Annotated in this window: 25 protein-coding genes and 1 pseudogene; 19 read left to right on the top strand and 7 right to left on the bottom strand. The window is 32.0% G+C overall.

Going from position 1 to position 19,484, the window contains the following annotated elements:
* Window positions 1-29 precede the first annotated feature (29 nt).
* The 10 genes from LZ480_RS12655 (at window position 30) to LZ480_RS12610 (ending at window position 6,798) form a co-directional block, all read left to right on the top strand.
* Window positions 30-755, top strand: a complete 726-nt coding sequence (locus tag LZ480_RS12655; protein ID WP_241369803.1) for a hypothetical protein — start codon at window positions 30-32, stop codon at window positions 753-755.
* Window positions 756-1,217: 462 nt separating this feature from the next.
* The gene (locus tag LZ480_RS12650) at window positions 1,218-1,808 is read left to right on the top strand and encodes a histidine phosphatase family protein (protein WP_241369802.1); all 591 of its coding nucleotides are present in this window, start codon (window positions 1,218-1,220) and stop codon (window positions 1,806-1,808) included.
* Between the two features lie 93 nt (window positions 1,809-1,901).
* Window positions 1,902-2,186 (top strand): hypothetical protein, encoded by a 285-nt coding sequence (locus tag LZ480_RS12645; RefSeq protein WP_241369801.1) that lies wholly within the window; start codon window positions 1,902-1,904, stop codon window positions 2,184-2,186.
* A gap of 153 nt (window positions 2,187-2,339) precedes the next feature.
* Window positions 2,340-2,894 carry a hypothetical protein gene (locus tag LZ480_RS12640; RefSeq protein ID WP_241369800.1) on the top strand — a complete coding sequence of 185 codons (555 nt, stop codon included), beginning with the start codon at window positions 2,340-2,342 and terminating at the stop codon, window positions 2,892-2,894.
* A gap of 255 nt (window positions 2,895-3,149) precedes the next feature.
* The gene (locus LZ480_RS12635) at window positions 3,150-3,761 is read left to right on the top strand and encodes a histidine phosphatase family protein (protein WP_099424300.1); all 612 of its coding nucleotides are present in this window, start codon (window positions 3,150-3,152) and stop codon (window positions 3,759-3,761) included.
* 109 nt (window positions 3,762-3,870) lie between these two features.
* Complete coding sequence (locus LZ480_RS12630) at window positions 3,871-4,101, top strand: hypothetical protein (protein ID WP_241369799.1); 231 nt, start codon at window positions 3,871-3,873, stop codon at window positions 4,099-4,101.
* 258 nt (window positions 4,102-4,359) lie between these two features.
* Window positions 4,360-4,890, top strand: coding sequence for a GNAT family N-acetyltransferase (locus tag LZ480_RS12625; protein ID WP_408641619.1), 531 nt, complete (start codon window positions 4,360-4,362; stop codon window positions 4,888-4,890).
* A gap of 249 nt (window positions 4,891-5,139) precedes the next feature.
* Complete coding sequence (locus LZ480_RS12620) at window positions 5,140-5,622, top strand: RNA polymerase sigma factor (RefSeq protein ID WP_241369797.1); 483 nt, start codon at window positions 5,140-5,142, stop codon at window positions 5,620-5,622.
* A gap of 4 nt (window positions 5,623-5,626) precedes the next feature.
* The gene (locus tag LZ480_RS12615; protein ID WP_241369796.1) at window positions 5,627-6,289 is read left to right on the top strand and encodes a zf-HC2 domain-containing protein; all 663 of its coding nucleotides are present in this window, start codon (window positions 5,627-5,629) and stop codon (window positions 6,287-6,289) included.
* 275 nt (window positions 6,290-6,564) lie between these two features.
* Window positions 6,565-6,798 carry a hypothetical protein gene (locus LZ480_RS12610; protein WP_241369795.1) on the top strand — a complete coding sequence of 78 codons (234 nt, stop codon included), beginning with the start codon at window positions 6,565-6,567 and terminating at the stop codon, window positions 6,796-6,798.
* A 203-nt stretch (window positions 6,799-7,001) separates the two neighbouring features.
* Here the strand turns inward: LZ480_RS12610 and LZ480_RS12605 are convergent, their stop codons facing one another.
* The gene (locus LZ480_RS12605; protein ID WP_241369794.1) at window positions 7,002-7,481 is read right to left on the bottom strand and encodes a hypothetical protein; all 480 of its coding nucleotides are present in this window, start codon (window positions 7,479-7,481) and stop codon (window positions 7,002-7,004) included.
* Between the two features lie 426 nt (window positions 7,482-7,907).
* On the opposite strand from LZ480_RS12605, the gene LZ480_RS12600 reads away from it, so the two are divergent.
* The 8 genes from LZ480_RS12600 (at window position 7,908) to LZ480_RS12565 (ending at window position 13,886) form a co-directional block, all read left to right on the top strand.
* Entirely contained in the window at window positions 7,908-8,135 is a 228-nt protein-coding gene (locus tag LZ480_RS12600; RefSeq protein WP_241369793.1) for a hypothetical protein, read from the top strand.
* 229 nt (window positions 8,136-8,364) lie between these two features.
* Window positions 8,365-8,730, top strand: a complete 366-nt coding sequence (locus LZ480_RS12595) for a DUF5412 family protein (RefSeq protein WP_241369792.1) — start codon at window positions 8,365-8,367, stop codon at window positions 8,728-8,730.
* Between the two features lie 253 nt (window positions 8,731-8,983).
* Window positions 8,984-9,811 (top strand): DUF3888 domain-containing protein, encoded by an 828-nt coding sequence (locus LZ480_RS12590; protein ID WP_241369791.1) that lies wholly within the window; start codon window positions 8,984-8,986, stop codon window positions 9,809-9,811.
* 569 nt (window positions 9,812-10,380) lie between these two features.
* Complete coding sequence (locus LZ480_RS12585) at window positions 10,381-10,824, top strand: GNAT family N-acetyltransferase (protein WP_241369790.1); 444 nt, start codon at window positions 10,381-10,383, stop codon at window positions 10,822-10,824.
* A 231-nt stretch (window positions 10,825-11,055) separates the two neighbouring features.
* Entirely contained in the window at window positions 11,056-11,394 is a 339-nt protein-coding gene (locus LZ480_RS12580) for a hypothetical protein (RefSeq protein ID WP_241369789.1), read from the top strand.
* A 365-nt stretch (window positions 11,395-11,759) separates the two neighbouring features.
* Window positions 11,760-12,512, top strand: a complete 753-nt coding sequence (locus LZ480_RS12575) for a WecB/TagA/CpsF family glycosyltransferase (RefSeq protein ID WP_241369788.1) — start codon at window positions 11,760-11,762, stop codon at window positions 12,510-12,512.
* 270 nt (window positions 12,513-12,782) lie between these two features.
* The gene (locus LZ480_RS12570) at window positions 12,783-13,145 is read left to right on the top strand and encodes a hypothetical protein (RefSeq protein WP_241369787.1); all 363 of its coding nucleotides are present in this window, start codon (window positions 12,783-12,785) and stop codon (window positions 13,143-13,145) included.
* A 270-nt stretch (window positions 13,146-13,415) separates the two neighbouring features.
* On the top strand, window positions 13,416-13,886 hold the full coding sequence (locus LZ480_RS12565; RefSeq protein WP_241369786.1) for a peptide-methionine (S)-S-oxide reductase: 471 nt from the start codon (window positions 13,416-13,418) through the stop codon (window positions 13,884-13,886).
* A 587-nt stretch (window positions 13,887-14,473) separates the two neighbouring features.
* On the opposite strand, the gene LZ480_RS12560 is transcribed toward LZ480_RS12565, so the two are convergent.
* From LZ480_RS12560 to LZ480_RS12545, 4 genes and pseudogenes are all read right to left on the bottom strand, one after another.
* On the bottom strand, window positions 14,474-14,824 hold the full coding sequence (locus tag LZ480_RS12560) for a GNAT family N-acetyltransferase (protein WP_241369785.1): 351 nt from the start codon (window positions 14,822-14,824) through the stop codon (window positions 14,474-14,476).
* Window positions 14,797-14,964, bottom strand: coding sequence for a hypothetical protein (locus tag LZ480_RS12555; protein WP_241369784.1), 168 nt, complete (start codon window positions 14,962-14,964; stop codon window positions 14,797-14,799). Before LZ480_RS12555 ends, LZ480_RS12560 begins: the two co-directional genes overlap by 28 nt.
* A gap of 473 nt (window positions 14,965-15,437) precedes the next feature.
* A pseudogene (locus LZ480_RS12550) lies at window positions 15,438-15,882 on the bottom strand (carboxymuconolactone decarboxylase family protein).
* Between the two features lie 85 nt (window positions 15,883-15,967).
* Window positions 15,968-16,645: an NAD(P)H-dependent oxidoreductase gene (locus LZ480_RS12545; protein ID WP_241369783.1), complete on the bottom strand. Its 678-nt coding sequence runs from the start codon at window positions 16,643-16,645 to the stop codon at window positions 15,968-15,970.
* A gap of 196 nt (window positions 16,646-16,841) precedes the next feature.
* On the opposite strand from LZ480_RS12545, the gene LZ480_RS12540 reads away from it, so the two are divergent.
* Complete coding sequence (locus LZ480_RS12540; RefSeq protein WP_241369782.1) at window positions 16,842-17,333, top strand: RrF2 family transcriptional regulator; 492 nt, start codon at window positions 16,842-16,844, stop codon at window positions 17,331-17,333.
* A 297-nt stretch (window positions 17,334-17,630) separates the two neighbouring features.
* Here the strand turns inward: LZ480_RS12540 and LZ480_RS12535 are convergent, their stop codons facing one another.
* Together LZ480_RS12535 and LZ480_RS12530 are read right to left on the bottom strand one after the other, a co-directional pair.
* A complete protein-coding gene (locus tag LZ480_RS12535; RefSeq protein WP_241369781.1) occupies window positions 17,631-18,161 on the bottom strand; it encodes a GNAT family N-acetyltransferase in 531 nt (176 codons plus the stop codon).
* Window positions 18,162-18,369: 208 nt separating this feature from the next.
* A complete protein-coding gene (locus LZ480_RS12530) occupies window positions 18,370-18,843 on the bottom strand; it encodes an NUDIX domain-containing protein (RefSeq protein ID WP_241369780.1) in 474 nt (157 codons plus the stop codon).
* Between the last annotated feature and the right edge of the window lie 641 nt (window positions 18,844-19,484).

Raw genomic sequence — 19,484 nt, 5'->3', positions numbered from 1 at the left:
GGTATATTCCGTTTGAAGAGGAAAGTGAATTGGCATTAAGAACAATTAGGAGTTATGAAAGATTAGAGCATAACGAAATAGAAGAAACCGTTAAAGTTGTTATTCGACACTTAGAAGAAGTTAACTATGCAGCTACTAAACTACCTTCAATCTATCAAGTATTAAGTGAAATTAATGAAAAAGGTTATTATAGTATTAATATGACTGAAATATTTAACATAGTAGAAAGTGTAATAAAGAGTTCATTTGATAAATTCGGAGGTCATGACATTTTCGATTTGAAATTTGATAGAAACTTCGATAATACCATTCAAGATACTAATTATCAGAACCTCGTACTTTTTATAAAACAAGTAAGAAATGGATATATCGAGGAAACTAAAGAGTACCAAGTACAAGAGTTCTTAAATTCTTTAGGTACTAGCAATATAGCTGAAACCTATAAGGACATCGAACATGAAAAGAACCTGTTTTTATTAATTAATAAAAATTCATTTAGTAAAACGATAGTTGAGTCAACTAATAAGGTAATATGGTCTTTTATTTCATTTATTGATAATCGTTATTTAAGAATTACAAATGCAAATGAAGTATATCAGTATGAGATTAATGAAATAAATAAATTTATTGCTAATCTTCAAGTGAATATTGGTAATTCAGATATTGATAAATTAAAACGAGACAATCTTAATGAGCTTTTATCAACTTTAAAAGAAGCAGTATCCCATATTAGCAAGCCTGCAAAAGATGAATAATCTGAAAAACAATAAACATGGAAAAGCCAAGAAAAATATTAAGCTATTCAATTTAGAGGTACTCGCATAGGGGAAAGTAAACATAAGAACAGTGTCTTTCAAAATGCGAAGCCCACTACTTTTGGTACGTTTTCATGGTGGTTAATGATAGCATTTCATTAAATTTGCTTCTTCAACTAACGGGGGCTTTAGTTAAACAAGACCATCATTTCGATGGTCTATTTTTATGTCTAAAACATCAAGTAGGCTTCGGTGATCCATTGTGAAATGTTACACTTAAACTAACGAAGCAGGTTAGTTTAATAGTGTTGTTTAACTTGTGTTCAACAATCGGACCATATTGTGGAGTAACAGTCTTTTATGCAATGTTACTGAACGATGGTTTAGGAAGGATCGCACTTCAGCTAACAAGGCAGTAGAGTTGAAGCTGGAAAATAAGCGAACCATATTGGGGGAAATATATTGAGTACAGTTGTTTATATGGTGAGACATGGTGAATCACCAAAAGAAGGCAATGAAAGAACCAGAGGATTAACGGAAAAAGGGTATTTAGATGCTCAACGAGTAACTGACATATTTAAAGATGAAAAAATTGATGCAGTTGTTTCAAGTCCATACATACGTTCAATATTGACTGTTGAAAAGATAGCTCAACAAATAGGACAAGAAGTTTTAGTCCTTGAAGATTTAAAGGAGATGGTATTTTCTTCCAAGAACAAAAGATTAGCTGATGAGGAATTAATTCAGATTTTGGAAAAGTCATTTTTCGATTCAAATTTTTCCTTAGATGGAGGAGAATCAAATGCTGATTGTCAAAAAAGAGCTATAAAAGTTTTAAAAGAACTATTAGATACTTTGAAAAATAAAAAAGTAGTGATAGGAACTCACGGGGCTATTATGACTTTGATGATGGGATATTTCGATAGCTCCTATGACTTGAATTTTTTATATAGCACATCAAAACCCGATATTTATAGAATGGAATTTAATGAACAGGAATTACTGAACGTTCAAAGAGTGTGGGATGTAAGTATTAGCGATAATAACCAATAAAAAATATTTCTTGTTCTTCAACATCGCTTTGGGAACCATATAATTACAATTTATGTCTATATTAAATAACGGAAGTATAATGGAGGTATCATTATGTGGGTAATATTAGGACTAATTGCTATAGTAACAACTTTTATAAATCTTTATTTGTATGCAACAGGTAAAGATTACAAACTTGCGATGGCAATGGGGTTATCATTTACAGCATTAACACTTTGTTCAGAATATAGTCTTGTCTCGGAGTGGGTAAAAAAGGAAGATTGGTCACTTTTAGGTGAAGTACCTAATTATGGCAGAGCGTTATGGTTTTTAACAATTGTTTCTATCTTACTAAATATAGCACCTATACTTTTAGAACGAAAAGGTAAGAAACAATGACTTATTGTCACATCACTTAATATGCAATTATTGTGTAAGTCTTTATGTATAACTAACGGGGGCTTTACTTGAAGATCATTGAGTTGCATTTGCAGCTTTTTTTTCTTATTAAACTAACGGAGCAGGTTAGTTGAATTATGGGGGGGAGTTACGTTGACAAATATTATTATCGAACAAGCAAAACGTGGCTTGAAAGGTTTTGCAATCGGTTTTTTCCATACTAGCGGACATTATGGTAGGTATCAAGAGGAATATTATAAATATTTTGGAGACCCAGATTTTGAAACTAGAAAATATTCAATCGCTGCATTTACTTGTATGTTGGGTACTTGGGAAACAGGTTATTGCCGGGTATTTCAGCCAATAAAAGAATGGGAAGAATTAAAACAAAGTAGCTCACATCCCTCAAATCAAATACGTTTTTATCGCTTTAAAGATTATGTATATGCATTGTTAGAACATCACGAACAGATCGAAAAAGAATTTCCTTATATGTTTGAACATATTATCTTCTGTTTGATAAACATTGAGAAAGAAAAAGGGATTAGTTATGAAGATTGGTTTCCTGAACATAACCCGAACATGTTTAAGCGATTAAGAGAAGAAATATTGATTCCTAAAAAACATTTAGCCGAAAAACATAGCCTATTTAAATACTTGTTGAAAGAAATAGGTATTGAGCCTTTTTTTGAATCGGATAAGTTTTAATTAAAGATACAGCAGTATTAGCATTATCATAATTTATCTACGGGTTCTTTAATGGAAACTTGGTGCGCCGCTTAGGCTCTTCTTCTTCTTCTTGAACTAACGCAGCAGTTTAGTTTAACAAGATAAGTCAACAATTTGTTGGCTTTTTTGTTGAACATTGTCGCATTATGTGGAGTATAACAAGAATTTATAAATAGATTTTTTAGATTCCGATTTAACTTGGTTTATATTATTATTTAGAGGGGAGGGATCAATTTGAGTCAAATAATATACCTACTTCGTCATGGAGAAACGGTTTTTAATACCCAAGGTCGGTATCAAGGGGAATTAAATTCCCCATTAACCGACAATGGGATAGAACAAGTTGAACGAAATGCAAAATTATTAAAAATTATTATTGGAGATCCAAATGAGTGGAGAATTGTTTCTAGTCCACTGGGGAGAGCTTTACAGAGTACCGAAATTATCTGTGAAACAATAGGATACGATATTAAAAAGGTGGAAAAGGATAATCGCTTAAGTGAGGTTGCTGTAGGATCATGGGCTGGATTAACATCTAAAGAAATCGAGTTATCTTGGCCCAACCTATTTAATAACACAGATTTATATGGTTGGTTTTTTAATTCGCCTGATGGAGAAAGTTATGAAGCTGTTGAGAACCGATTGACTGCTTGGCTTGATAGTGTGAAAAATGAACCTAAAGTGATCGCCATTTCCCATGGATTGACTGGGAGGATATTACGCGGAATTTACTCTGGTATGCAAAAAGACGATGCTCTCAAATTAGAAGTATCTCAAGATGTTTTCTTTGAATTATCAAACAAAGAAATTCAGAAAATAAGCTCAGAATTCGACGACTTTTATTAAATCCAATCCAATTTTCGAGTTTTCGTATGAATCTCAAAATGTTACGTATCTTTAACTTACTTATTGGACTAACGGAGCAGGATTGCTTAATAAGTAATTGAGGTGAAGAATGATGAGAGTAGCAAAACGCTCTTTAAGTGGCATCATTGCTGTAATTTTAAGTGTAGTAGCTGCTTTATTAATTAAAATGAATTATGAGTTAAATGAACATTGGCTTCAAGGGACGTTACTTAATCCTATGATGCTCCTAGCCATTGCTATATACTTACCATCTTTAGCACTGACAATTCATGCACTCAATAGCCGTTTTGTAAGTTTAATATTTTGGAGCATATCTTAGTTAATTGTCGTTGGTATTTTTTCGACTAATTTATTTGAATAAAATAGTTAAATCATTTTTCCCGTTGTTGAACTAACGGGGGCTTTAGTTAATCAAGACCATCATTTCGATGGTCTATTTTTATGTCTAAAACATCAAGTAGGCTTCGGTGATCCATTGTGAAATGTTACACTTAAACTAACGGAGCGGGTTGATGAAAAAAGGTATCTAAAACTATTTATGGAATTACTATTAATAAATGTAGGGGGGAAGGGGCTAATAATGATGAAAAAAAATAATATTCAAGTCTCTCTAAGAACAGGAGATTTAGATGATGCAGAAGCCGTGTTAGAAATTCAAAGGGAAGTTGTTTCAGAAAACGAATTTATGATTTCTGTTTCAGAAGAATTTGAAGAGACAACGGAGCAACAAAGAAGTTGGATACAGAAAATTTTAGAAAATAAAAGAGAAACAATAATTGTGGCAGAAATTAAAGGGAAAGTTATTGGTTTGATTGTATTTCGGTCAAAAAATAACAAAAGGATTGCTCATACTGGTTATTTTACGACAATGGTAAAGAAAGATTATCGAGATATGGGTATTGGAAAACTCCTTATTAAAGAACTTTTAAACTGGGCAGAACAGAATCCTTTCATTGAGAAAGTAAGTTTAGGGGTTTTATCAACAAATCAGAGGGCAATAGCCTTATACAAAAGTGTGGGATTTGTAGAGGAAGGACGTAAAATTAAAGAAGTTAAGTTTAGCGATGACTTATATGTAGATGACATTCTTATGTATAAATTGGTTTAACCCTTTTAAAACAACGAGTGCGTTAGTTCAAGATCAATGAGATGCATAGACAGCTTTTTTTCCTTATTGTGCTAACGCAGCAGGTTAGTTGAATAGCGTTGTTTAACTTGTGTTCAACAATCGGGCCATTTAATTGAATAAGTGAATATCTGCATCTGTTATTAAGATGCATTTTTTTTTAATGTTGTAACGAAATCAATAATTTTGTGATACATAGGTGAATGGCCAGACGGAAAAGGGAGGGTGGCAGTGGATAAGGACAATATATACAAAGATTATGGGGATTTTATTTTTAAATACTTGTTAACTTTAACAAACAACCTTGATTTAGCAGAGGAGCTAACTCAAGAAACATTTTATCAAGCGATTAAATCCATTAATAACTTTCACGATAATGGTAAAGCCAAGTTTTCCACGTGGCTCTGTGCAATTGCTAAAAACGTATGGCTGCAAGAATTAAACCATAAAAATAAAAACCAACAATTGAAGGACTCACTAAAAAGTGAAAGCACAACATTTTACGACTTGGAAGATGAGTATATAAAAAACGAGGATAAAGTTATGTTTTTTAAAAAGGCTCATCAACTCAGTGAGGATAAACGAGAAATACTTTATTTAAGATTGTTGGGTGACTTATCGTTCAAAGAAATTGGTTCAATTTTTGAAAGGACAGAAAACTGGGCAAGAGTGACTTTTTATAGAGCAAAACTTGAAATCAGAAAGGGTGAGTAGGGTTATGAAACATAGTGTATTTAAGGATTTGGCTCCTGCTTATGTTGATAAATTAACAAGTGAAGAAACAAACGAACAGATAGAAAAACATATGGATCAATGTGAAGAATGCCGAAATTATTTAAACAAAATGAAGGGAGATTTATTTTCAGAAGATGAAAATGAGAGAAGAAAAGATAAAAGGAACATTGATTATTTCAAAAAGGTACGCTCCAAAAATAGAAAAAAGATCTTAGTTATCGTATCATCACTACTAGCAATGTTTCTTGTTCTGATAACTGCTTATTACTTTGTGTTTGTAAATATGTGGCAAGCAAGTTCCAGTAATGTTGAAACAAACATTCAGAGTCAGGGCGCGATGGCTACGCTCTTATTCAAAGCAGAAAAGGACAATCATTATATAATTTTAACGGATGCAAAAACAGATGAGGGATATACAGATACTATATTTGTGTATGAAAAAAGGAACGATTTCTCTACCTCAGCGAAACTCCTAAAAAATGGGAGTGGTATTTCTTTCACATTTGCAGATGAAAACACATTAATACTGTACAATGGGAAGAAGAAGAAACTAACGGATGAAGATAAGGTAACTATTCAATATAAAGATAAAACCGATGTAATACCCATAAAAGATTTATATGATAAAGGTAACGATGCTGAATGATTTAAAAATGGGATAGAAGTTATACCGCAAACGGGCGCGATTGTTGAATAAGCTTCACTTTTCTTGTTCAACTAACGGAGCAGTTTAGTTGAAGTAGTATAATTAACTTGGTATGGATTATTTTGGAGCTATTTCCGTTTTGGAACATATTATTTATTATAAAATTAGGCTGTTTTCTAAAAGATTGTTGCTATTGAACGAATGACGCATCACTTCAAAACAAACAGAAATTATATATAAGGTCATTAATAGGGTATATCTAGGGGGACGTAAAGATGGTGGAGAAGCTGGGAGAATTATTTATCATTTTTATTTTATTAATTCCCTTGTACGGGGTACTAATTTGGAGCTATTTCTGTCCAGAAGAAAGTTTACTACGGGGAAAAAGATGGATGTATAAAGAAGAACCAGAAATTTCCGAGGGTGCTATTCGTTATATAAAAGTTGCATCCTTAATCAGTATTATTGTATTGACTTTAGTTTTTGTTATATTAATAATTACCAATTAATAACGAGCTTTTTTTACAGGACAACATAAGCAACAATTATCGAGAAAAGAGCCTAATTAAAAGAAGCAAATCGCACATTGAGGTTCGCTTCTTTTTTATCTTAATGCTCTTTTGTGGCTAATTAGATTGGACATTTATCAAATTCGTATAAGTAACAATCTTTACGAAAACAGCCTAAAATTAAAACGCAAAGGGGTATTTGCTTACTTGAATTTTTTATTATCTACTGTAACAGGATTTTCCCAATCATAAGTAACGATGAACTTGTTATCTTCTTCGTTGAGAATGGTCATTTCACCTGTTTTTTCAACATTTTGCTTACCAATTGTCACAAACATTGTATATGCGATTTCGAAATTATTATCTTTTTCTTTGATAGTATCAATTTTGACATCGTTTAACTTCACATCTGTTTGGTTTTCAGTGGCAAAGTGATTTGGAAAATTAAAAATTCCGTTCTTTTCATGTTTTTCATACACTTCTTCATTTACGTAAGGTTTTACGTCCTCTAAAAGCTTTGAATAGTCTGTCGGGTTCTGTGAATCTGCTGTATAAATTATAGTTTTATACTCTTTTAAAAAAGCCTTTATATCATCTTCACTTACACTTTTATCTTTTTGACAGGCACTCAATCCAATAACCGAAATGACCATCAACAATAATAAAGTTAATTTTTTCATCATGCATTCCCCCTTCATTGTATTTTACCTAACCATATATTTAAATGCACTTCTATACAGAAAATCGTCCCAAATGAAAGTTTGGGTTTTCCTTTGAATATTGTTTATACAGCTTTTTATGCGAAGCTATATAAACATAGCTACGATAGGACTTTTCGAGATTTTGCAGAGTGTGTTATCTGAAAAAAACTGTATATAGAGACAATCTATTACGGTGTAAACCTGCTTTTTTTATTTCCTATACTTCAATTACGGGGGCTTTAGTTGAAAAACGATCTTCCACAATCGGGCGCGATTCTGTAATAAGTATCAGCGTTCGTTTTCATTAAAGGGCCATATTGTTGAATAACATTCTTTTGTGAAATGTTTCCACGAGGTTTTGGGAAGGTTATACTTCAACTAATAATGTAGTACATAGGAGGTAATCTTTTGGATAAAAAAACAAGTCTAATTTTAGGATCGTTATTCATTTTAACTAGTGGACTAATTTTTACGATTGAACGCTTAACTGCATATGTATATTGGTCAGCACAAATTCATACTGGAACGTGGGATACTATTCCACAAACAATGCCGTTATCCGATAACCATTTTACATGGCTATTTTTTCTTGTTGGTATCGTCTTATTTATTCTGTCTTTCAAGAAAGGTAATTAAACTATCTGGTGCTTTAGTGCAACAAACGTTTCAAGAAGTCCCCAAACACCGTTTTGGATGCATTTTTTTATTAAACTAACTGGCAGGTTAGTTGAATAAGAAATTTTAGAAATTCGCTATGAGTTGAAAGAAAATTCGAACTTCAACAGTGTTGATTACGTCCTCAAAATAGGTGAAATATTTGTATCGAAATACTAATATTAATGATTTTAGGGAGACGATGAATAAAATGAGTAAGTTAATAAAAATTTTATTATTAGTTTTTGCAATCATTACTTTGTTTGGCATATTATTTTTTTATCAAACATTAAACCCAACGCTAAATCAGATTCAAGTGAATGAGAATAATGAAGAAGGTATTTATATTTCACCAGATGGGGAGAAAAGTATAACGGTTTATTTTAACGGAGGTTTAATATTCCATAACGACGTAACATATGTCGGGGTGCTAGAAGATTTTAACTCTGGTTTGAGAAAGAATATTTTTCTAGTGATGCCAAATGTTAAAGAGGTTCGATGGATAAATAATGGAACGATTATTGTTAATGGTATAGAAATTGCTATTGATGATACCTATGACTTTAGGAATGAATAATAAATAGAAATAGAGAATCCTTATTAAGCTAACGTGGTGCTTTAGATAAACAAGACCATCATTTCGATGGTCTATTTTTATGTCTAAAACATCAAGTAGGCTTCGGTGATCCATTGTGAAGTGTTACACTTAAACTAACGGGGCAGGTTAGTTCAATAGCGTTGTTCAACAATCGGGCCATATTGTTGAAGAATAATTATATGATTTCAGGGGAAAATACTCATTAATTAACTCTATATTAAAGGAGTATTCGATGAAGATTGTCCTGGGAATATTATCTTTTGTTCTTCTTAGTATCTTTTTTACTAGCCATGAAATGGTTACAGAAAAACCCCCGAATGAAGACTTATACAAAGATGCTTTGTTAACAACTTCAGGAAATCTTATTTCCCAAAGTGAGCAACCTGATTATAAACTTATTTATGATACTTTAATTACAACACTATTCCCATCCATAATTAAAGAAGTTATTAATTATTATGGCTATCCCAAACAATTTGAGGATGAAAAAATTCTGAGTATTACGAGAGAGCATGAGGGCGGTTTTAATGTAGAAGTCCAAGTCACAACTTTTGAACATGCACATGATCCTCCTTATGGTAAGGAAACAATGACTTTTAATATAAGTCCCTTGGAGGTTAAAACCATTAGCTTTCAACATGAGGGCGATCAATTAGAAAAGGATATAAATGAATTTTATAAAGCAACACTTTCAGATATAATACAGTCTTTTAATTTGAATTTAGGATCTTACTCTTCTTACACATACGATCAATTGCAATACCAAGCAGACATAAATAATGAATTTAAATCTCTTTTTAATATTGCAGAAGAAATAGCAACCAACATATTGTTTCCTGAGAGAAAGATACCAAATAAAAATGTTATTGACCCTGTAACCTTTATAAAAGACAACACTGGTTATATGCTCTTTAAAAAGTCTGATGGGACAAATGTAATTTATAAAGTACAAAAGAAAGATGGCAATTGGATAGTAACAGATAAAAATAGTACACAGGGTAAGAAAATGGATTATAAATTACCGTGGTATATATGGGAAAAAAATAAGCCTACTGATTAATCCAGTAGGTTTTTTATAATATAAAATGAATGTATAATGCTTCAGTGTTTTGTTGTATTTGATCTGGTATTCTAAATGGATTTTTAGCGAAATTGAAAGATACCCGTACTCAATTAGTATTCAGCAATCGGGCGCGATTCTGTAACAAGGAACAGCGCTTGTTTTAATAAACTAGCTAATTGAATAACTCTCATCAAGAAATATTTGGATATTTATGTTAAAGTTTAATTGAGTTTGTGAAGCAATGTACTTAAACTAACGGGGGCTTTACTTGAAGATCATTGAGTTGGGCACTGACCTAATAACATGAGACAAATAAAAACACCTTTCATTGAATACATACAAATAAACGTTCCCAAATGGAAGTTAGGGAATCAACCACCACCCACGCTTTGGAAGGCTTTTTTTCTCTTTGACTATTATCAAGGAGAACTGATTCAAAATCAATTGGAGCATTAAGTTCTAGGATTTCCAGGTTGTATTAAGATTTATTTGCTAATTCCACTTTTCAAAAGTTGAATTATTTACATTAAACATCCTTAACTATATTTGGAAGGTGATATTTTTTGGTGGAGTTAAGAACAATTAATCAGGACAATTATGAAGAATGTTTAAACTTGCATACAACTGCTATCAATGAGGGCTTTGTAGACTCTGTAGCGTGGTCTTTAGCCGAAGCTTGGGTGCTTTATGATGGTGCACGCCCCTTTGCAATTTATGCCGATAATGTGATGGTGGGCTATGTTTTAATGTATATTGGCGAAAATAACCCCCAAATCATAAATTTTATGATAGATAACCGTTTTCAAAAAAGAGGCTATGGAACAGCAGCAGCTAGGCTTTGTGTTGAATATTTGTGGAAAGAATACAATGCAAGTAGGATTTCCTTACCAGTTAATCTAGAAAATATAACCGCACAAAAATTTTGGAGCAACATAGGCTTTGAAATAACAGACGATATGGAGGATGGTTATCTTTATATGCGGTTGTACATACCAGAAAAATATGTCTGAGTATATGAAAATGGAACCCATTTCCATAAACGGGCGCGATTGTTTCATAAGCGTTCTTGTTTCACTAACGGGGGGCATTACTTGAAGAACATTGAGTTGCTTAGGCAGCTCTTTTTTCTTATTTAACTAACGGGGCAGTTTAGTTGAATAAGAAGGTTTTTTTAGAATGATATCGAATAAGTTAATATTTGTGAATTGCGTAAGGAAGTTTTTTTGGGGGAGTGAAGAAATATGCCGTTGGAACAAGAAACAATGGATATGCTAATAGGTGGATTTTCAATCATAATGGGTATAGCTTTTATTGTTGTATTACTGCTAATGTTTTCAAAAAAACGAAAGCCATATAGAGTGGCTTATGGATTGGTAATTGGTTTCTTTGTATTTTTTAGTTGGGCAATAAGCAAGGCATTAAATGCAATCCGTTTTGATGTTAATCATCCAATGGCATCTGAAGAAATTTCTCTACGTCTTGGAATTGCAGGGGTTTTATGGGCAGTTAGTATGTTATTTTTACTATTTGGTTTAATAAATTTTTCATCTATCAGAAAGAACATAGTTGATACTCAATAAAAATAAATATTCAAAAAGCAACTGGTAATCTGATAATCCTTCTTCAACTCCCATGAAAGAACGTAATAATCTTTCATTTTCTGTGGTGAAGTGTGATTTTTGCGCTTCATGGAAGGCTAACGGGGGCTGTAACAGAACAAGGCTGCCTAAAGGGCAGCCTTTTCATATTGAACTAACGGGGCGGATTAGTTGAAGAGCGTAGTTCAACTTTTGTTCATCAATCGGGCCATTTTATGGAATAACACTCAGCAATAAATTTATGGATATTTATGTTAATATATAAGAGTAATTAGAATAAATGCACTAAAGTTGGAAAATTATAGTTATATTAATCATCGATAGAAAGCATATACTGAGGTGACTTTATGGAAAAAACAGTTGAAATATTAGGAATTCCGTTTTCGAATATGACATTAAATGAAACAACTGACTTTTTAGAAAAACATCTAGAAGAAGAACAATCAAAACTTTTACATCTTATTACGATAAATCCAGAAATCTCAATAACTGCACAGTCTGATGGAGAATTTCGAAAAATCATCAAAGAAGCTGACTTAATTACACCTGATGGCATAGGCATCGTATTAGCATCTAAACTTAAAAAAGTCCCAATTCCTGAAAGAGTAACAGGGTTTGATTTGCTACAGTGTTTATTACAAAAAGGTAATCAACAAGGTTGGCGTTTTTACTTTTTGGGAACAGATGAACAAACAAATAATAATGCTGTTAAACAAATTGAAAAACTTTATCCAAATGTTTCAATAGTAGGAAGACATCACGGATTTTTCACAAAGGCAGAAGAACCTTTAATTATTGAATCTATCAAGATTTCGAATCCAGATATTTTAATTGTAGCTATGGGTGCGCCTTATTCAGACAAATGGATTTATAAGTATAAAGATGAGCTGTTAAAAATAAAGGTTGTGTTTGGTGTTGGAGGTAGTTTAGATGTACTAGCTGGTAAAGTAAAAGTTACACCAGAAATTTGGAAGAAATTAAATATGGAATGGTTTCACAGATTAATAACTGTACCTGTTGCTAAAGGCCAGAAATCAAGGTGGTTAAGACAAATAGCAATACCAAGATTTATACTGCAGGTATTGTTCAAGGATAGATAGAAAAACAAGGCTGCTAGTTGTTCAACTATAGGATGCTTAGTTTTAACAAGGAAAAGGAAGAAATCACTATTTGATCTTCAACAATCGGGCGCGATTGTTGAATAAGCGTCTCTGTTCTTATTCAACTAACGGGGGCTTTACTTTAAGAACATTGAGTTGCTTAGGCAACTCTTTTTTCTTATTTAACTAAAGGGGCAGGTTAGTTGAAAAACGAACAAGAAAGTGTTGTAAAATAATGTGAGAAAATGAAGACTTAGGAGATGTGTTAATTTGGCTTATATTCACGAGTTTGGAATAGTTGAATGTATTGAAAAAAATAAAGAGTATGTTAGTTATGAACCTGAAAAATATAATTGCATAGGTGTAGATGGGGACCTTTTTGATGAACTTATGTCTAAGGATTTTGGTGAAAAAATGAATCATCTAGAAACATTTGCACATAACACAAATAGACCTTATAAAAGCCTCGCCTATTTTGGAATAACATTGATACCGCCGAGTTCTCATAAACATTTTTTTAATATGGTTAGTAAAGCAAACGTCGAGTACAAATCAGAAGAACTTGAAGAATTGATGAAAAAAATAGCTGAAGCAATAGAAGAAGATAGATGGTTGATTCATTTTGGTGTTTAATTTTGTCAATACATACATGTAAGCTAAGAGGTGATTGTTCGATTAGAGCAATCGCTTCTTGTGATAACGGGGCAGTTTAGTGCAACAAGGAGTACCTTCACAATTATGGGGATTTACAACGCTAAGTTAAGAAATGTGACCAAACGACGCTTTGGGTGCGTTTTTTATTCAACTAACTTAGCAGGTTAGTTTAAGAAGACAACCCTGTACTAGAACTTGACGCCATTCTGAGAGTGTTAGGCGAATTTGCTGCATAAGGGAGAGAACCATATGGAAATAGTATATTTTGCAGGTGGATGTTTATGGGGCGTACAAGCTTTTATAAAAACCTTGCCTGGAGTCAAATTTACAGAAGCAGGAAGAGCTAATGGAACAAGTGACACGCTCGAGGGTGATTATGATGGTTATGCCGAATGTGTAAAAACCGGATTTGATCCAACGGTGGTTAATATCAAAAAATTAATGGGCTATTTTTTTGAAATTATTGATCCGTACAGTCTGAATAAACAAGGACAGGATGTAGGTGAGAAATACAGAACAGGGGTATATAGTGAAAATAAAGAGCACTTAAAAGAAGCGAAGGCATTTCTTGCTGAGAGAAATGATTATGACCTTATAGTTGTTGAAGTAATACCTCTTACAAACTATGTGAGAAGTGCAGAAGAACATCAAGATAGGTTAGCCAGATGTCCAAACGATTATTGTCATATTCCCGAAGAAATAATAAGTAGATATAAGTAATGAAGAATTTTGAAAAATCAAGTTATCTTAGGTGTTTAAGTTGGAAGACAAGAATGTAAAACACTATTCTTTCGCTTGTTTTGAACATCATATTGACATAATACGTGGATATGTACCCATAGATTGTGAAATTCTCTGTGAAATATAGATCAGCATTCATAATATTTGGTCTAAGGGCAGCACCTTCTTAAAGGAAGGGATGCTTTTGTTAAATAACGTTCTTTAACAATCGGGCGCAATTGTTTATTAAGTGTCTCAGTTCTTATTAAGCTAAGGGGGTGCTTTAGTGCAACAAGGAAATCGTCAGTTTTATGTGGACTTACAACACTGATAAAATGCACGATTTTGCTCAATTTAGCAGATGATGTAACTGTTTTAGAAATGCTCTCAGCCGTTGCATTGATTAATTTTAAAGAGAGTGCATAAGATACTGTATAGAAAATGTTCGAAAAAAATCCACGAAACGTTGATTTTTACAACATTCGTGGATTTTTCGTAAGCCTCCAAATTTACATTCGAGAACGTTTATTGGTTTAATTTTGTATGCTTTGTAAATGCTGGTAGCACTATAGTAGAACAAAATACATTTATTGTTCATTAACTCTATACACCATAGTAATAGATGTTCCTGATACTCCATAATCTTCAAAACCCAATTTCTTATAAATATGAACTGCATTACTATTTTCAGGGTCTACACTTAGCGAAATTGAATTATACCCCTCGCAGATTGCTTGGTGAATTATCTTCTTCATTAGCAAAGTTCCTACTCCCGTTCCTCTTGCTTCTTCAGTAACTGCTATTCCTAATTCAGCAGTGTTATTGTCTACATAACCATATCCCTTATTAAATTCGTTAAACAATCGATACCAGACAGCCCCCACTGCTTGATTATTAGTATTTAATGCTATTAATGCTGTATCGCCATTTCTCCCCAACCTTCATGATATTTTTTTATATGTGTTGAGTTAATCAAATCTTCTTTGTTAGGTTTATTTTGAGGAATATGAATAGATTCATAAAGCATATCTGTCAAAAAATCAAATTCACTTTTTTTAAGATTTCTAATTATTACCACCGTTGATACACCTCATTTTTATTTTAATAATATTATATTTACTTCTATAAAAATAAATATTATCCATCTTAGTTGAAGAAAATGAACTATTAAAAGAATAGAAGAGGAGAACAAACAATTAAAAAAATACATGGCAAGTTATTATAGCAGCAATGTTTCTCTTAAGATTTTTATCTAAATTCAATATAGAAGTGAAATTGTAACCTGAGATTTTACTTTTCTTGTTTAGCCAAACCAGCTTTTAAAGTTTGATTAAAAATATCTCACAAACCTATACTTCACTATAAGTTTAACATATCCCTTTTGAAAAATGATTGATCAAAAGGATTCTTATTCAGCAGGTTTAGGTTTGATTTTTATAAAAAAATTTAATCATTTTCTACCTAAGTTGTTAAACAATCGTAGCAGAATGCTGAAGATAAGCAATATTATTAATTGAATCCGAAATCACAATAAGATGTCGCCGAGAGTTATTATTTTTCGGTTGCTGTATTGCCCATTGCAATAGAAATTCTATTCCAACTGTTGATCTGATTGATAATTAGAACAAGATCAACATATTGTCTTTCGTCAAAATGTTCACGTACTCGTTGATAAAGCTCATCTGGCACACGTTTTGTCGGGATTAAAGTTACGTATTCTGTCAACTCAAGAGCTACTTTTTCTGCATTTGAATAAAATGTACACTCACTCCAAGCACTAATACAATATAAACGTTGTTCCGTTTCTCCCAATTTTCTAGCATCTGCCGTGTGCATATTAATACAGTATGCACAACCATTTATTTGAGAAGATCGAATTTTTATAAGTTCACGAAGTTTACGGTCTATACCCTGTATTTTTCGTATACTTCTCCATTTCCATCATGATTTTAAGTGCTTCTGGTGCTACATTGTAATAATCTATTCGTTGTTCCAATTTTAATTACCTCCTTAAAAAGCTTAGTAAACTATGCATTTTAATACCTTTCCCTTTAATTCAAAAGGTTGCTGATTTTTCTAGTTTAGAAAGATAGTGAATTAATATATTCTACTAATTCTTTTTCAGCTGATTTTATTATTTCTTCTTTGTTGTTAGTGCTCATGTCTAACCCTTGAGCACGTATTAATTTCATTTGGTTAATTCCCATCATGTGCAGTACTCCACGCATATATTGTGGCGCAATATCTAAGTTTACATATCGGTAATCAGTATCATATTCACTTCCACTTGTGAGGATAAATGTTATCTTTGTAGTTTCGTCCGACATTAATCCAACTGAACCAGTTTTAGTGTATTTGAATGTTTCTCTTGCTGTTAGAATATTATCGAGATAGTCCTTAAACTTTGCAGGTACATTCCAGTTATGCAAAGGCATGTAAATATAAATATAGTCTGCTGACTTCCATTGTTTAATTAATTTATATTGTGCTTCATGTTTTATTAATCGTTCAGCAGGCATTTCTTTAGGATTATTAAAATTTAAAGTGTCAGCAGTAACTTGTGGGATAAAATTATTTGGATCGTAAATATTTAATACTTCGATTATTCCTTGACCATTTAATTTTTCTTGTAAAGTTTTTAATCCAACATCTGCTAAACGGTTTGCTGTTCTTTTTTGATTGTCGTAATCAGGATGAGCCATTAACTGTAAAATATTCATTGTTCCACCTCTACTAGTTTGATTATTTTGAAGTTTCAATTTATTTCCTCCTACATAGGTTGTGATTAAAGATTAAGTTAATCGACGATTAACATTGTCTATAATATGTGTGATAATTAGTTTTGTCAAATGAAAAATTTTTTCCATAAGGGAGAGGTTTCTATTATTTGACTAAAGCAATAAATACTCTTAAGATTCAGTTTGGATATCCTTAAACAAAGAGTAGGTGATTTTAATGCAATATAGTGTCGGCGTAGAATATGCTTTACATTGTCTGGTTTATTTAATTGATGTTCCTTCCAATGAAAGTGTTGGAATAAAGGATTTGTCAGAGTTCCAAGGACTTTCCGAGACATTTCTTTCAAAAGTTTTCGGTAAATTATCTAAGGCAGGTATTGTTAGTTCAGTCCCTGGTGTGAAGGGTGGATATAAACTTGCTAAATCTCCAAAAGATGTTACCTTCTGGGATGTAGTGGAAGCAGTTGAAGGTCCTAAACCCATCTTTCAATGTAAAAATATTAAAGATAATGGGTATTTATATCGAGAAGGATGCTGTTCAGTTCCCTCTTATTGCACCATCAATTTAGTTATGCTCGAAGCAGAAGAAAAAATGCGTGATTATCTACGTAGCAAAACCCTTTCATGGTTAAATGAGGAACTTGATCAAGTCTTGCCCAAACAAATACGTAAAGATACCCAGGCATATTTTTCAAAAAGTAGCATATAAAAAACCTCTCATGAAATTCCTTAAAGAGGAATTTAGAGAGGTGAGAGGAAACGTATCTTTCAATTGTCTATTGATAATTAAAACAGCCTTACTTCAGAATATGGCCCGTTTGTGAAACAATTAAAAATCCTGCGTTCAACACAGGATTTTTAATTTGATTTGAATGCGTTAAATACATGTAGTTAAAGTGAGAGGTATAATTTCTTATATTTTTTACACATTACTATTGCAATTGTGTTTGTCACTAAAATTACATTCGAGAACGTTATTAGGTTTATTTTGTATACTTTATACTACTTAATTATTTATTGTAGTAGATTTCCATTCTTCTTCTAAAATAGCGTAATAATATTCATCCCACCACTCAATGCCGTTTGGAATACATTTTTTAAAGTAGCCTTCTCTTCTCATTCCAATCTTTTCCATTACTCGATACGATGGAATATTTTGAGGCTGACAAGTTGCAATAATCCTATGTAACTTCATTTTTTCAAAACCATATTCTAAGATTGCTTTTGCTGCTTCAGAAGCATACCCTTTATTGTAATATTTCGGGTTGAACACCCATCCAATCTCGTATGTATGTTCACCAAAATATTTATCAAAAAAGATGTGCCCAATAAGAATATTTTCGTCTATCAAAACGACAGGAAACTTTTCAGCTTTATCACCCATATTTTGATTTATAAACTCCTTTGCAACTTCTTCAGTAAAAACACCTTCGGGAATATATTTCATAACATTAATATCTGATGTATATTCATATACAGCTTGCAAATCCTTGGATTCAAATTTGCGTATCAATAACCTTTTAGTTTTAATGTACATTTGCAAACCTCCATCTATAAGACTACTCTTATTTTCCTTGTTTTGATATAAAGATAAAGATAACCTTTTATAAAAATTATTCTTTTACAACTAAAATGCTCGTTAGTTTAAGTACAAAAGTTACCAATGCGGTGTTTGGTAATCATTAAAGGGAATACCTAAAGTTCTGTTAGTTGAATAATTCAATTTCAAATACATTTAATTTAATTTAATTTAGATTTAGTTTATGTTCTTCTATCAAATCAATGTTTCTAGGATTTAGCATATATTCCTGTAAATAAAGACCGATATTCGCATACATTTCAATATTTTGTAATTCTGAAATAGGGAGCCATTTAACGTCTATTTGATTTGAGTCTGGGTTCTCTGGGAATTTTGGCGTGCTGTGATTTTTTATTTTACATTCAAACATCATAACTAATGTATGTATTTCCCCAAACTTTTCAAAATTAAGATGAGGTGTGTATTCATAAACAAAGGCTAGAGGGCCTACTTCTACATCTATAGAAGCTTCTTCTTTGGCTTCTCTTTTAACTGTATCTGTAATAGATTCATTTGGTTCTGCTCCACCAGCAGGTAAATCATAAATGATACCTCTTTTGGGGTCGTTATACACTGTTAATAAAATTTTATTATTTTCTATTATTATTGCACCTGCTCGTATTCTAATATGAAACGACAATTAATTACACATCCTTTATTTTCAATTTGCTCCTATACCATGGGAACTGCACTTTGTTTATTTATAAAATTCAACGTTAAATCATAATATCCTTTTTTAATTCTTATGAACTGTCCTACATCTTAATTGATGTGCAAATAATCCCAAACCGTATTGCATAAAGGTATTATTGTATCTAAGCGTTTAGTTTAATCAAAGCCCGTCATCTCTCTTAAGTACAGTGGTGGCGGGCTTTTTCGCGTTTATTCATCGTTAGCCGAGTTTGTTTTTTGTGAAAACAATAATTAATTATATTAAAAATTGTATATATAACTTTTGAGTTTAAATAAATATTTATTGTTTTTCGATAAAAAATAATTGACTTAAGATATATTTATGGTTATCCTACCAATAGAAGATAAGGAGGTACTTTATTAAAGAAAAAGATTTATTGAAATGGTTAAAATTGATAATTGTGTTTTGTGGATTGTTTGGTTTACTGTTTTTTATCTATGTTGGACCTGTAACTGGAAAAGGTCTTTTAGTGTAACTGCACTTCTTTACTTTTTCGTCGTTGAAATCTATAACCCAATATCATAGTTGTTCTGCTACACATTCTATTTTTCGCAGTCATTATTGCTGTTTATACTACCATGCTTTCA

This window comes from Solibacillus palustris, from assembly GCF_022549215.1.
In the GTDB taxonomy this organism is placed as follows: Bacteria; Bacillota; Bacilli; order Bacillales_A; family Planococcaceae; genus Solibacillus; species Solibacillus daqui.
Note: the sequence above shows the minus strand (reverse complement) of the source record. Positions and strands in the feature narration are given on the sequence as shown.